Raw genomic sequence first — 13,505 nt, forward strand, 5'->3', positions numbered from 1 at the left:
GCCTTTTCGGGGCGGTTCGGCGGGGCGGGACGGGGGTCTCCGGCGTGTCCGCGCGGGGTCCTCGCGGCCCCGTTCCGGGGGTCCGGGGGGCCGGTCCCGGAGGCCGGTCCCGCGGTGGTCCGGAGACCCGGCCCGGGCGTGTCGCGGATCCGGGAGCCGGGTCGCGGGCGGCGGTCGCGGGTCAGAGCATCTGGAGGTCCGAGACCAGCCACTTGCCCTTGGTCTTCTTCATGACCATGCGCAGCGTGTACTGGTTCGGCGTGCGGGACGCGGTGGCCTGCTTGGCGGTCGTCTGGTCGAGGTAGACCAGCGCGATCGCCTTGTCCCCGTCCACGCTCTCCACGGCGGTCTTCACCGCCTGGCCCTCGACCACCGCCTGCTGCTGCTTGGCGCTGCTCTTGACCTGCGTGATCTGCTGGTCGAACTGGGTCTTGAAGTTGCCGGTGGTGTGGTCGGCGGCGCGCTTCAGGTCCGAGTCGATCGTCCGGTAGTCGTAGGACGAGATGTCCTCGGCGGCGCGGGTCGCGGCGAACTGGACCTGCTTGCTCTCCTTGTCGCCGCCCGTGATGTGCGACTTGCCGACCAGGAACCCGGTCAGGCCGGCGGCCAGCGCGATGTTCACGGCGATCAGGGCCCAGACCGTGCCGCCGACCGAGGCGAAGAACCCGCCCTTCCGTCCGCCCTTGGCGGGCTTCGCGGTCTTGGCCGCCTTCTTCGGAGCCTCGTCCGAGGGCGCGGCGTCCGCGTCCGCGTCGCCGTCCTCGACCGCGAGGATCTTGGCGCGGGACTTCCGCTTCCTGCCGCTCTTGCCGGGCGCCTCGGAAGCCTCCTCGTCCTTCGGCGTCTCGGGCTTCTCGGCGTCCGCGTCCGTGTCGGCTTTGGCGTCCGTGTCGGCTTTGGCGTCCGTGTCGGCCGTGGCGTCCGCGTCGGTCTCGTCCCCGGCGGGCTTCGGCTCGTCCGCGACCGTCCCGGAGTCGGCGGACGCCTCGGCGTCCTCGTCCGTGGCCGCCTTCGCGTCGGGCTTCGCGTCGTCGCCGGGCTTCGCGTCTTCGGCGGGCTCGGCGTCGTCGGCCGGCGCCGCGGATGTGCCCGCTGTACGGGCCTCAGCGGGCTTCTCCGGCGTTTCCGGGGCGTCCCCGGACTTAGCAGCCTGTTCCGCCGCGCGCTCGGCCTCCTCGGCCTCTCGGGCGGCCTCCTCGGCCATCCGGCGGGCGATCTCGGCCTTGAGCTTGGCCTCCTGGGCCCGGCGGGCCCGCTCCTCGGCGCTGATGTCGGTCGTCACGGGACCATCCCCATCTTCGACACGAGCCACTTGCCCTTGATCTTGGACATGTCCATGGCGAACCGGTAGTAGCGCGGCTGGCCGTTGGGCACCTTCGGGCTGGTCGTCGTCGCGGTGATCGAGACCAGCACCTCGGCCGAGCCGCCGTCCATCGACACGATGCCCGCGCGGACCTGCTGGACCGACGAGGTCGACTGGGACTTGGTGGCGATGTCGGCGATCTGCTTGGCCTGCGTGGCCCACTGGTTCTTGATGTCGCCGGTCATCCCGCTGGTGACCCGCTCGATGCCCTTCTGGACGGTCTTGTAGTCGATGCTCGCCAGGTTCACCCCGGTCTGCCGCGCCGACTGCAGGACGGCCTTCCGGTCGCCGTCGTGCCGGTCCGCGGACCAGTACTGGACACCGACGACCGCCGTCGCCACCGCGAGGGCGGCGGCCAGCACTCCCAGGACGACGGCGGCGATCGACACGCCGCCCCCGCCCCGCGACGCCGCGGCGTCGACCGCGTCGGTCGCGCCGTACTTCATAGCGTCGTCTCCTTCGTCGCGTTGTGAGGGGTTCGCTCCCGGCCGCGGCCGGGCGGGTTCACTTCCCGCCCATCAGGGGGCCGAGCAGGAGCATCTTCCAGGAGGCGTCCCCGAGGAGGCGCTGCTGTCCCCCGGTGTTGCCGAGGCCGTAGCGGCGGCCGTCCGGTCCGTAGACCACGCCGGTCGAAGGATCGTACCCGGCGAGTTCCACGGTGCCGTTCGCCACCGGCACGTTGATGCCGGTCACCTGGCCCATCGGGCTGGGCGCCGAGCCGGCGCCCGCGGCGGACGTCCGGTCGTCGTCCCTCTTGCCCGCCGCGTCGGACGTCCTGCCCGACGCGCCGCCCGCCGGGAAGCCGGCGCCGTCGGTGGCGCCCGCCGGGACCTTCGGGGCCGGCTCGATGGCGCTCTTCGGGAAGTTCCGCGCGCCGCGCACGTCGGTCGGGGCGTTGTGCGCCGCCTTGCACCCGGTCTTCAGGTCGGGCATGCGGTCCCGGGTGTCCTGGGGCCAGCGGTGCGGGGTCTTCTCGTAGCCCACGGTGCAGGGGGGCGGCGAGTCGATGTTGAGGGCGAGGCCGAGGTGCTGGGTGCCGTCGCCCGGCATCACCGTGAACACACCGGCCAGCGTGACCGGGTAGAGGATCATCAGGGACCGCAGCCCGGCCCGCCGGGAGGCGATGATCTGCCCGGTGGTGGTCAGGTTGGCCAGCATCACCGGCAGGGTGGGGGCCAGGTCCTTGATCGTGCCGTCCGCCTGCGTGATCGCGCCGGGGGCGGCGGCGATGTCGTCGCGGATCGCGCCGTCGTTGTCCCGGAGCGCCGCGCTCAGGCTGTTGAGGTTGCGGGCGAAGCCGCGGATGTTGGCGCCCTCGGCGGCCTGGGTGTCCAGGACGACGCGGCTGTTGTCGAGCAGGGCCTTGGTGTCCGGGTACGCGCGGTTCGCCGTCTTCAGGATCCGGTCGGTGTCGTCGAGGATCTTCTGCAGGTCGGTGGAGGTGCCGGAGAACGCCTTGTCCAGCTCGTCCACGATCGTGCCGAGGTTCTTCGGGTCCACCGAGCCGACGAGCTGGTCGACGTTGCGCAGCAGCTCCGCCGTCGACACCGGGAGCCGGGTGAGCTGCCGCGGGATCGTGTACGGCCTGCCCTGGTCGAGGTAGGGGCCGCTCTCCCGGCTCGGCTCCAGGTCGATGTACTGCTCGCCGACGGCCGACCGGTTCGCGACGACGGCGGAGGTGCCCTCGCGCGGGATCCGGTGGCCCTTGTCGAGCAGCAGCTTGACCTTGATGCCGTCCCGGGTGAGCTGGATCGGCCCGACCCGTCCGACCGGGACGCCGCGGTAGGTGACCTCGGCGTTGGTGAACACGCCGCCGGAGTCGCTCAGGTCGACGTAGGCGTAGTACTGCCGGCCTAGCGCCTTCTTCCCGACCCCGATGTAGTTCACCGACACGATCGTGATGCCGATGATCGTGATCAGGGCGAACGCGATGAGCTGGATCTTGACGCCGCGCTTGAGGATCACGACAGCCCCCCGGTCATCAGCGTGTACAGGTCACCGGGGCCCTGGAGCGCCTTCGGCTTCGGCTTGGCCGGCTGTTTGCCGGGCTGGCTCGGCTGGCCGGTCCTGCCGCCCAGGCCGGGCAGGCCGCCGGTGGACGGCAGCTGCGGCAGGATGCCGAGCGGCGTCCGCGGCAGCGTCACGTTCGGGACCTTCAGCATCGACCGCATCTGCTGGCCGCCCGCCAGGCCCTCCAGGTCGGTGCCGCCCAGCAGGTTGTGGGCGATGCTCTGGAAGTCCAGGTCGAGCGTCAGCCGGACGTTGCCGTAGTCGCCCCGGATGACGTTGCCGAACGTCGGCGGGAACGGGTAGCTCAGCAGGGTCTCCAGGTTGCGCGGCAGGTTGCCGCCCGCCTTGTTCAGGTTGCGCAGCAGCGGGTCGAGCGCCCGGAGGTTGGCGAGCAGGTCGTCCTTCGACCGGTTCACCACGCTCGTGGTGGTGCGGCTGAGCTTGTCCAGCGCGACCAGCATCTCGGTGAGGTCGGCGCGGTTGTCCTTCAGGACGGTGATCGCCGGGCCGGTGGTGTCGATCGTGGCCTTGATCGTCTTGCGCTCGGCGGCCAGCTTGGTGGTGAGCCGGTCGAGCGAGTCCAGCGCCTTGGTGATCGCCGGGCGGTTCCGGTCGAGCGTTCCGACGAAGGTGTTGATCCGTTCCAGGACCGACCGGATGGTCGCCTCGCGGCCGTTCATCGCGGCGTTCAGCTCCCGGGTGATCGTGGTGACCTGCTCCAGCCCGCCGCCGTTGAGCAGCAGCGACATGGCCGACAGGACCTCCTCGATCTCGGTGGACCGGGTGGTGCGCGACAGCGGGATCACCGCGCCGCCGCTCAGCCGGCCGCGGGCCGGCTCGCCGACCGGCGGCTCGTCCAGCTCGACGAACTTCTCGCCGAGCAGGGACGTCTGGCCGATCCGGGCGTAGGTGTTCTCGGGCAGCCGCACATCCGAGCGGATCTTGACCGTGACGACGGCGTGCCAGCCGGCCTGCCCGCCGCCGAGCTGGATCTTGTCGACCTTCCCCACCGACACGTCGTTGACCTTGACCACCGACTGCGGGACGAGGTCGAGCACGTTGCCGAACTCGACCTTCACCGTCCGCGGGTGGGGGCCGAGGTCCGGGCCGCCGGGCAGCGGGATCGAGTCCACGCCGCGGAACGAGCAGCCGGACAGGGCCGCCGCGCCCGCCAGCGCGGCCGCGCCCAGCCGGACCGGCGTCCCGAACGTCCGGCGGCGGCCCGCGGGCGGCCGGAGCCGGGCGAGGCCGAGGGGAGACCGGAACGACCGGCGGGTCATCGGGTACCTCCCGGCAGCAGGGCGGTGAAGTCGCGCTTGTTCGTGGACGGCTTGCCGGTCGTCCCGGTCTTGCCGGCGACCGTCTTGGCCGTCTTGGCCGTCTTCTGCTTGGTGGTCGGGCGCTCCTCGCCGGGCCCGTAGGCGTCCGGCGGGATCGGGACCGGGTCGTAGTGCGTGGTCAGCGCCGTGATCCAGGACAGGTCGAGGCTGAGGCCGGTGAGCGCCTTGCCGATGCCGTTGTAGGGCCGGACGAAGTCCAGGCACTGCTTGGGCGGGGCGCCGACCGAGTAGGCCAGCGAGCACACCCAGTCGGCCAGGTCGTGGAACTGGCGCAGGTCGGCGCGGTTGTGGATGGTGCCGCTGATCGGGTCGTAGGCGCGGGCCAGGTTGTTGATGGCCAGCGGGGCGACCGCGAGCAGCTCGGCGAAGGAGTCCTTCTCCTTGACCAGCGTCCCGGTGACCTGGGCGAGCTGCCGGACGTTGGTCGACAGGCCCTCCCGGTTCTCCTTCAGGAACTGCTGGACGTTGCGCAGCGTCGGCCCGAGCGTGCGCAGCGCGGCGGTGAGGTCGTCCTTCTCCCCCGCCAGCTGCCCGGACACCGAGTTCAGGTGCCCGGTCAGCGACCGCACCTGGTCGTCGTTCTGGCGCAGCGTGTCGGTGATCACCCGGAGGTTGGCGATCGTCTTGGCCACGTCCTCGCGGTCCTGGCTGAGGGTGCTCAGCGCCTTGGACGAGTCGTGGATGGTGGAGTTCACGTCGTCGCCGGTGCCCCGCAGGGTGTCGGCGCCGACCTGGAGCAGCCGGGACAGCGCGCCGTCCTTGTTCGCCCCCTGCGGCCCGAGCGCCTTGCTGAGGTCGCTCAGGCTGGAGCCGACCTCGTCCACCTCGACCGGCACCTGGGTGCGGGCCGTGGTCAGGGTCGTCCGGTCCGGCAGCGTCGCGCCGCCCTTGTAGACGGGGGCGAGCTGGACGTACCGGTCGGCGACGAGGGTCTGGTTGACGATGACCGCGAAGGCGTCGCTCGGCACCTTGTACTTGGCGTCGTAGGTCATCTCGACCTTCACCGCCGGGCCGACCGGCTGGACCTTGGTCACCTTGCCGACCGGGATGCCGAGGATCCGCACGTCCGCGCCCTTGTACAGGCCGACGCTGCGGGTGAAGTACGCCGTCACGTGCTTCTGCTTGGGCTCGCGCAGCAGCAGCACGACCGCGGCCGCCACTACGGCCAGGGCGAGCGCCGCCCCGCCGACGCGGAGGATCAGTCCTGAGTTACGCACGGTGGTGTACCTGCCTGGTCGCGATCACGGGAGGAACGGCAACGGGTTGTTGTTCTTGCCGCCGCCCGGCTGGCCGTTGCCCTGCCGTCCGGTGCCCTGCTGCCCGCTTCCGGACGGCGGGTTCTGGATGGAGGCCGGGATCGGGAGCAGGTTCTGGATGTAGCTGTCGAACCAGCGCCCGGTGCCCGTGACGTCGCTGAACTGCCGCGCGTACGGGGTGAACAACTTGATGATCTTGTCCAGGTTGTCCTGGTTGCGGACGAGCAGCGCGGTCACCCTCGCGAGGTTGTCCAGCATCGGCTTGAGCTGGGCCCGGTTCTCCCGGATCACGGCGTTCACCTGCTCCGAGAGCGCCACGGTGTTCACCAGCAGCTGGTGGATCACCGTCCGCCGCGCCTGCACCGCCGCCAGCACCTTGTCGCCGTCCTGGATCAGCTTGGCGAAGTCCTGGTTGCGGTCGGCGAGGAGCTGGGAGACGCTCTTGGCCTTGCCGGCCAGCTCGTGCAGCTGGTCGTCGCGCGAGGCGACGGTCCTGGAGAGCCGCTGGAGCCCCTGGAGCGACGCGCGCACCTCGGGCCCGGAGTTCCTGAACGTGTCGGCGAGGACGTTGAACGACTTGGCGACCTGCGCGTGGTCGATCTGGCTGATCTGCCGGCTGAGCTGGCTGATCGCCGGGACGACCTCGAACGGCGTCGCCGTCCGCTCGACCGGGATGTTCCTGCCGAGCCGTCCCGTCCCGCGCGGGTCGAGGGCCAGGAAGTGCGAGCCGAGCAGCGTCTTGATCTTGATCTCGGCGCGGGTCTGGTCGCCCAGCCGGACCCCGTCGTTCACCCGGAAGGTGACCTTGACGTGGTCGCCCTGCAGCGCCAGCGACTCGACCTTGCCGACCTTGACGCCCGCGATCCGCACCTCCTCGCCGGACTTCAGCCCGGCGCCCTCGGTGAACGAGGCGGTGTGGGTGCTGCCGCCCACGACGAACGGGATGCGCTCCAGGTTCATCGCGACGAGCAGCGCAACGATGATCACGGCGAACGCGATGAGCCCGATGGGGACCGGGTTGCGCTCCCGGAAGGGGATCCTCATCTACTTGCACCTCGCGTTCTCGTTCACGATCGCCGGGGTCTGGAAGACCGGACCGCCCGGCAGCCGCACCCGCGCGTCGAGGCCGCAGATGTACATGTTGAACCACGACCCGTAGGACGAGATGTTCACCAGCCGCTGCAGCCGCAGCGGGCTGCGCTGGAACAGGGTGTTCAGCGCGTCCTGGTTCTGGTCGAACGTGGTGGCGAGCTGCCGCAGCCCGGCGATGTCGGTCCTCAGGTCCGGCCGCGCGTCCTTCAGCAGGTCGGCGGTGGTGCCGGTGAGGCCGTTGATGGCGTCCACCGACTGGAAGATCGCCTCCCGGTCGTTCGACAGCCCGCTGACCAGCGACCGCAGGTCGCCGACGACCCGCTCCACCTGCTGGTGCCGCTCGTCGATCGTGCCGAGCACGCTGTTCAGGTTGGTGATCACATCGCCGATCACCCGGTCCCGGTCGGCGAGGGTGTTGGTCAGCGACGCGACGTGCCCGAGCAGGCTGTTCACCGTGCCGCCCTCGCCCTGGAAGGTCTGCACGATCTCGAACGCCAGCTTGTTGACCTCCTTCGGCTCCAGCGCCTTGAACAGCGGCCGGAACCCGTTGAACAGGACGGTCAGGTCGAGCGCCGGGTGGGTCTGCGCCGCCGGGATGGTCGCGCCCGGACGCAGCGTCTGCCCGACCGTGCCCGGCCCCTCGCTCAGCGACAGGTAGCGCTGCCCCATGAGGTTCCGGTACCGGACGTTGACCTGCGTGGACGCGGGCAGCCCGGCGGCGAACACGCCGCCCTTCTCCACCGAGAAGGTGACCTCGGCCTGGTTGTTCCTGGTCAGCCTGATCTTCTCGACCTGGCCGACGCGGACGCCCGCGACGCGCACGTCGTCCTTGTCGAGCAGGCCCGTGACGTCGGTGAACAGCGCCTTGTAGCTGCGCTTGTCGGCGAACCGCAGGTTGCTGATCGTCATCGCCAGCACGCCGGTGGCCAGCGAGGTGAGCACCACGAAGATCACCAGCTTGATGCCGGCGGAGAGCGTCCTGCCTCTCATCGGACGTTCACCACCGATCCCTGCATGAGCGGGCCCCACCACAGCTGGACGGCGTCGGTGACCTGGTCCGCGGGGGTGCGGGTGGCCGGTCCGACGATGCTCTTGATCTTGTCCTTCTCAGTCATGGAACCCGGGTCCACGAAGACGTCCGAGACGGCCCGGCCGCGACCGCCGGCGGGGGCGTTGGCCGGATCGGGGTTCTTCCACCACAGGTCGTCCTCTGTGCCGTCGCGCGCGAGGTAGTCCGGGAAGGGCACCTTCGGGTTCGGCAGGTTGTAGCAGCGCGGGGCGCGCCGGTCCTTGGCCTCGGGCAGGTCCAGCGGGTACTTGTACGCCGGGCGCGGCTTCACGATCTCGATCGTGAGGTTGAAGGTGGTGCCGCCGTTGGCGCCGGCGACCCGCTCCATCTCCGGCTTGATCTTCTCGAAGGTGTTGAACACGCACGGCAGCGACGGCGAGTAGTACGACAGCAGCTCCAGGCCGGGCCGGTTCGCCACGTTGAAGCCGATGATCTTTGGACCGTTCTCCTGCATGAACCGGGAGCCGTCGCGGGCGAACCCGGTGGCCATCGGGATCAGGTCCTCGATCTGCCGCTTCTTGTCCGTGATCGTCTTGCTGGTGACGTTGAGGTTGCGCAGCGCCTGCATGAGGTCGGGGGTGGCGTCCGCGTAGATCTCGGACGTCGCCGACAGCGCGTTCAGGTCGTGCACCAGGGTGCCGAGCTGCGGATTGACCTTCGCCAGCAGCGAGTCGGCCTGCTCCAGGTCGCGCCCGATCTGGTCGCCGCGGCCCTGCAGCGCCGTCGCCAGCGCGTTCAGGGTCGTGTTCAGCTTCTCCGGCCGGACGGCCTGGAGCAGCGGCAGCAGCTTGTCGAGCACCTGGTCGATCTCGATCGCGGCCTGCGACCGGTCCTGCTGGATGACCTGGCCGCGCTTCAGCCCGAGCGGCCCGGCCTGCGCCGGGATCTCCAGGTCGACGTACTTCTCGCCGAACAGCGTCTTCGGCAGCAGCCGCGCCTGGACGTTGCCCGGGATCAGCTTGGCCTTGTCCGGGTCGAGCGCCAGGTCGAGGGTCGCGCCGCCCGCCGTGGCGCGGGTGCCGCGCACCTCGCCGACGATCAGGCCGCGGACCTTCACGTCCGAGTGCGGCAGCAGCTGCAGCCCGGCGCGGGCGCCCTCCACCCGCACCTTGAGCACGGGGGTGAAGGCCTTCTCGTAGAAGCCGACGGTGAGCACGCACAGCAGGATGATCACGACGACCATCGAGAGGCCGAGCAGCCGGTACCGCGCGCGCTGGCTGAGCCCGGTGCGCTGCGGCGGCGGCGCGGGGGTCGGAGTGGGGGCGGGGGCGGGGGGTGTGGTCATCGCCCGGTCACCCCGCGATCCGGACGTTCATACTGGAACCCCAGATGGCCATGCCGAGCATCAGGTCGGCCACGTTGATCACGACGATGCTGGTGCGGACCGCACGGCCGACCGCGATACCGACGCCCGCGGGGCCGCCGCTGGCGTTGTAGCCGTAGTAGCAGTGGATCAGCATCACCAGCACCGAGAAGATGATGACCTTGCCGAACGACCACAGGATGTCGTTCGGTGGCAGGAACAGATGGAAGTAGTGGTCGTAGGTGCCGGTCGACTGCCCGTAGAACAGCGTGACCATGATCCGGGTCGCGCCGTAGGACGCCAGCAGGCCCACCACGTAGAGCGGGATCACCGCGACCATCCCCGCGATCATGCGGGTGGTCACCAGGAACGGCATCGACGGGACGGCCATGACCTCCAGCGCGTCGATCTCGTCCGAGATCCGCATCGCGCCGAGCTGCGCGGTGAACCCGCAGCCGACCGTCGCCGACAGCGCCAGCGCCGACACCAGCGGCGCGATCTCACGGGTGTTGAAGTAGGACGCGACGAACCCGGTGAAGGCCGACACGCCGATCGAGTTCAGCGAGTTGAAGCCCTGCAGGCCGACCTGCGATCCGGTGAAGAACGTCATGAACCCGACGATCACCACCGAGCCGCCGATCACCGCGAGCCCGCCGGTGCCGAGCGACACCTCGGCGAGCAGCCGCAGCACCTCGGTGCGGTAGCGGCGCAGCACCCGGAACGTCCAGGCGAACGCCCGGACGTAGAACGACATCTGGTGACCGAAGTCGTCCAGCCGCGACAGCGGCGCGTTGACGGCGGTCCTGACGGCCTTTCCCGTCCTTCCTTGGGCGGCCATGCTCACATGCCCTTCGACGGGACGAACTGGAAGTACAGCGTGGAGATGATGAAGTTCTCCACGAACAGCAGCATGAAGGTGATGACGACGGTCTGGTTGACCGCGTCCCCGACGCCCTTGGGGCCGCCCTTGGCGTTCAGGCCCTTGTAGGCCGCGACGAGCCCGGCGGTGATGCCGAACACGAACGCCTTGAACTCGGCCTGCAGCAGGTCGGGCAGCTGCGCGATGGCGTTGAACGACGCCAGGTACGCGCCCGGCGTGCCGTTCTGCAGCATCACGTTGAACACGTAGCCGCCGATCAGGCCGACGACCGACACCAGGCCGTTGAGGAACAGCGCGATGAACGCGCAGGCGAACATCCGCGGGACGACCAGGCGGTGCAGGGGGTTGATGCCCAGCACCTCCATCGCGTCGATCTCCTCACGGATCTTCCGCGAGCCGATGTCGGCGCACATCGCCGAGCCGGCCGCGCCCGCGACCAGCAGCGAGGTCACCAGCGGGCTGGCCTCGCGGACGATCGCGACCACCGCGGTCGCGCCGGTGTAGGACTGCGCGCCCAGCTGCCGGATCAGCCCGCCGACCTGCAGCGAGAGGATGCCGCCGAACGGGATCGCGACCAGCATGGTCGGGATCACCGTGACGCTGACGATGAACCAGGACTGCTCGATGAACTCGCGCCACTGGAACGGCCACCGGAACACCGCCCGGAGCGTGTCCAGGCAGTGGGCGAAGAAGCGGCCGGGTTCCTTGACGGCGACGTTCACCGCGCCGTCGGAGATCTTGCGGAGGGTGGCGGTACCGCCCTTGCCTCCCCCGGCGCGGCGCGCGCGCCGGGGGGTCGAACTACCCGAGGGGGACGATCCCCCGATGCCCCCCGGGGTGATGCCGTCGGTCGTCATCAGTGCGCGGCACCGCCCGGTCCGGGTCCGGGGGGCGGGAAGCCGGGGCCGCCGGGCGGCGTGACGCCGCCCGCGCCCACGGCCTGTCCGGCCTGCATCGACGCCACGTAGCGCGGCCACTCGTCGACCCAGTTGCGGCCGAGCTCGTCCACGAACGAGCCGGGCGGCGGGGTGACCCCGTGCGCCGCGCACCACGCGCCGGGCGCGTGCTGGCCGCGCCGGACCAGGCCGTTGCTCGGCATCTGCTGCGGCGGGATCGGCGGCAGCTTGCCGGAGTCGAGGCCCATCTTGGCCTCGGCCTCCAGCTCGGAGGCGTCCTTCTCCTCCGACATGCCGATCGGGCCGACCTTGCTGGCGTTGAGGAACTGCCGGACGACCGGCTCCTCGCTGGACAGCAGCATCTCGCGCGGCCCGAACATGGCCAGGTGCCGCTGGTACAGCAGGCCGATGTTGTCCGGGACGGTGCGCGCGGTGTTGATGTCGTGGGTGACGATCAGGAAGGTGCAGTCGAGCTGCGCGTTCAGGTCGATGAACACCTGGTTCAGGAACGCGGTGCGGACCGGGTCGAGGCCGGAGTCGGGCTCGTCGACCAGCAGGATCTCGGGGTCCAGGACGAGCGCGCGGGCCAGGCCGGCGCGCTTCTTCATCCCGCCGGAGATCTCGCCGGGCAGCTTGCCCTCGGCGCCCATCAGGCCGACCAGGTCCATCTTCTCCAGGACGATCCGGCGGACCTCGGCCTCGGTCTTGCGCGTGTGCTCGCGCAGCGGGAAGGCGATGTTGTCGAACAGGTTCATCGACCCGAACAGGGCGCCGTCCTGGAACAGCACGCCGAACAGCTTGCGGGTCTCGTAGAGCTGGTGCTCGGGGAGGTAGGGCAGGTCGCGGTCGCCGATGTAGATGTGGCCGCGGTCGGGCTTCAGCAGCCCCACCAGCGACTTGAGGAAGACCGACTTGCCCGTGCCGGACGGGCCCAGGAGGACGGAGATCTCTCCTGCGGGAATGCTCAGCGACACGTCCTGCCAGATGACCTGGCGGCCGAAGGACTTGGTCAGCCCCTCGACTCTGATTTCGACGCCCACTCGTCACCTTTCGTCCAGGCCGGGGGAATCCGGAACCAATGAGCGAGTAGCACTCAGGCGGGGTGCGGTCCCGAGCCGCCGCGCCGCGGACGGGATCGCCGTGCAGTTTCGGTTGTTGTCCGTCGCGTCCGCCGGCTCGCCGGTCGCCGCCATGACGTCCGCCGTGACCTCGCGTGCCGGGCCGGTTACTACCGTCCGGTAGCCGTGACGGGTGCCACTACCGTAGCGGTCCATGCCCGAAATGGAAGAGGCACGAGCCCGCAACAGCGACGAAAGGCGACGTCGTAAGACAATCGTTACTTACATCGCGGGTGAGACTACTGGTCCAAGAACCAGCACTTCAAGGCAGGTATCAGAGGAACTTTCGGGACTCGGAGGAACTCCCGTGATTCCCCTGACGAACGAGACGCTACGCGCGGTGCGAGAGCGGGCACAACCGGTGCGCTCACTTGTGGATAACTTCGCCCCACTCCGGCGCTCACATCGCGCACACTCTGACGCAGTCCCGCGGCAGCCCGCGCGAGCCCACATGCGGCCCGCACGAACCCAAAACCGCCCTTCGCCGCGACCAAGGGCGAAGACGGCGATGTGACGGCTCGCGCGCGGGCGCGGATGCCGCGCGGACGCCCGCGAAGGCGACCCCCGGGAATGCGGCGAGGCGGCCGCCCCACCGATGTGGGACGACCGCCTCGCGCGAAAGACGCTCTGAGAGAGTCCTTGGAGGGTCTTACTTGACCGTGACGGAGGCGCCGGCCTTCTCGAGGGCCTCCTTGGCCTTCTCCGCGGCCTCCTTGTTGACCTTCTCCAGCAGCGGCTTCGGCGCGCTGTCGACCAGGTCCTTGGCCTCCTTCAGGCCGAGGGAGGTCAGGGCGCGGACCTCCTTGATGACCTGGATCTTCTTGTCGCCGGCCGACTCGAGGATGACGTCGAACTCGTCCTGCTCCTCAGCCTCGGCGGCCGGGGCGGCGCCACCCGGCGCGGCGGCGACGGCGGCGACCGGGGCGGCGGCCTTGACGTCGAACGTGGTCTCGAACTCCTTGACGAACCCGGAGAGCTCGAGAAGGGTCATCTCCTTGAAAGCGTCGAGCAGCTCTTCGGTGCTGAGCTTCGCCATGATGTTTCCTCCGCTATGGCTTGGTACGTGTGGTCAGTGATGACCGCGGGTCTCAGTCCGGACGGACCGTTACTCGGACGCCTCGTCGGCAGCGGCCTCGGCCGGAGCCTCGGCGGCGGCGTCGGCGGCAGCCGGAGCCTCG

12 protein-coding genes are annotated in these 13,505 nt (G+C 70.1%); all 12 read right to left on the reverse strand.

What is annotated here, in order from left to right; genetic code table 11:
* Positions 1-181: 181 nt before the first annotated feature.
* The 12 genes from AB0J52_RS01250 to rplL all read right to left on the reverse strand — a co-directional run bounded on the left by AB0J52_RS01250 (position 182) and on the right by rplL (position 13,363).
* Positions 182-1,282: an Rv1363c family protein gene (locus AB0J52_RS01250; RefSeq protein WP_500179533.1), complete on the reverse strand. Its 1,101-nt coding sequence runs from the start codon at positions 1,280-1,282 to the stop codon at positions 182-184.
* Positions 1,279-1,809 carry an Rv1363c family protein gene (locus tag AB0J52_RS01255; RefSeq protein ID WP_500179534.1) on the reverse strand — a complete coding sequence of 177 codons (531 nt, stop codon included), beginning with the start codon at positions 1,807-1,809 and terminating at the stop codon, positions 1,279-1,281. The genes AB0J52_RS01250 and AB0J52_RS01255 overlap by 4 nt, the downstream gene beginning before the upstream one ends.
* Before the next feature lie 58 nt (positions 1,810-1,867).
* Positions 1,868-3,328: an MCE family protein gene (locus AB0J52_RS01260; RefSeq protein ID WP_500179535.1), complete on the reverse strand. Its 1,461-nt coding sequence runs from the start codon at positions 3,326-3,328 to the stop codon at positions 1,868-1,870.
* Entirely contained in the window at positions 3,325-4,653 is a 1,329-nt protein-coding gene (locus AB0J52_RS01265) for an MCE family protein (protein ID WP_500179536.1), read from the reverse strand. Before AB0J52_RS01265 ends, AB0J52_RS01260 begins: the two co-directional genes overlap by 4 nt.
* Positions 4,650-5,930, reverse strand: a complete 1,281-nt coding sequence (locus AB0J52_RS01270) for an MCE family protein (protein WP_500179537.1) — start codon at positions 5,928-5,930, stop codon at positions 4,650-4,652. Before AB0J52_RS01270 ends, AB0J52_RS01265 begins: the two co-directional genes overlap by 4 nt.
* A 24-nt stretch (positions 5,931-5,954) precedes the next feature.
* Positions 5,955-7,013, reverse strand: coding sequence for an MCE family protein (locus tag AB0J52_RS01275; protein WP_500179538.1), 1,059 nt, complete (start codon positions 7,011-7,013; stop codon positions 5,955-5,957).
* On the reverse strand, positions 7,014-8,051 hold the full coding sequence (locus AB0J52_RS01280; protein ID WP_500179539.1) for an MCE family protein: 1,038 nt from the start codon (positions 8,049-8,051) through the stop codon (positions 7,014-7,016).
* On the reverse strand, positions 8,048-9,415 hold the full coding sequence (locus tag AB0J52_RS01285) for an MCE family protein (protein WP_500179540.1): 1,368 nt from the start codon (positions 9,413-9,415) through the stop codon (positions 8,048-8,050). Before AB0J52_RS01285 ends, AB0J52_RS01280 begins: the two co-directional genes overlap by 4 nt.
* 7 nt (positions 9,416-9,422) lie before the next feature.
* A complete protein-coding gene (locus AB0J52_RS01290; protein ID WP_500179541.1) occupies positions 9,423-10,271 on the reverse strand; it encodes an MlaE family ABC transporter permease in 849 nt (282 codons plus the stop codon).
* 2 nt (positions 10,272-10,273) lie between these two features.
* The gene (locus AB0J52_RS01295; RefSeq protein ID WP_500179542.1) at positions 10,274-11,170 is read right to left on the reverse strand and encodes an MlaE family ABC transporter permease; all 897 of its coding nucleotides are present in this window, start codon (positions 11,168-11,170) and stop codon (positions 10,274-10,276) included.
* Positions 11,170-12,249 carry an ABC transporter ATP-binding protein gene (locus tag AB0J52_RS01300; protein ID WP_500179543.1) on the reverse strand — a complete coding sequence of 360 codons (1,080 nt, stop codon included), beginning with the start codon at positions 12,247-12,249 and terminating at the stop codon, positions 11,170-11,172. Before AB0J52_RS01300 ends, AB0J52_RS01295 begins: the two co-directional genes overlap by 1 nt.
* 727 nt (positions 12,250-12,976) lie before the next feature.
* A complete protein-coding gene (rplL, locus tag AB0J52_RS01305; protein ID WP_500179544.1) occupies positions 12,977-13,363 on the reverse strand; it encodes a 50S ribosomal protein L7/L12 in 387 nt (128 codons plus the stop codon).
* Positions 13,364-13,505 lie beyond the last annotated feature (142 nt).

Source organism: Spirillospora sp. NPDC049652, from assembly GCF_040675125.1.
Classification (GTDB): Bacteria; Actinomycetota; Actinomycetes; order Streptosporangiales; family Streptosporangiaceae; genus Spirillospora.

Excerpts from the sequence above, each read along its gene's own strand:
- AB0J52_RS01255 (WP_500179534.1), bottom strand. The coding sequence starts at position 1,809 with ATGAAGTACGGCGCGACCGACGCGGTCGACGCCGCGGCGTCGCGGGGC.
- AB0J52_RS01265 (WP_500179536.1), bottom strand. The coding sequence starts at position 4,653 with ATGACCCGCCGGTCGTTCCGGTCTCCCCTCGGCCTCGCCCGGCTCCGG.
- AB0J52_RS01275 (WP_500179538.1), bottom strand. The coding sequence starts at position 7,013 with ATGAGGATCCCCTTCCGGGAGCGCAACCCGGTCCCCATCGGGCTCATC.
- AB0J52_RS01280 (WP_500179539.1), bottom strand. The coding sequence starts at position 8,051 with ATGAGAGGCAGGACGCTCTCCGCCGGCATCAAGCTGGTGATCTTCGTG.
- AB0J52_RS01285 (WP_500179540.1), bottom strand. The coding sequence starts at position 9,415 with ATGACCACACCCCCCGCCCCCGCCCCCACTCCGACCCCCGCGCCGCCG.
- AB0J52_RS01290 (WP_500179541.1), bottom strand. The coding sequence starts at position 10,271 with ATGGCCGCCCAAGGAAGGACGGGAAAGGCCGTCAGGACCGCCGTCAAC.
- AB0J52_RS01295 (WP_500179542.1), bottom strand. The coding sequence starts at position 11,170 with ATGACGACCGACGGCATCACCCCGGGGGGCATCGGGGGATCGTCCCCC.
- rplL (WP_500179544.1), bottom strand. The coding sequence starts at position 13,363 with ATGGCGAAGCTCAGCACCGAAGAGCTGCTCGACGCTTTCAAGGAGATG.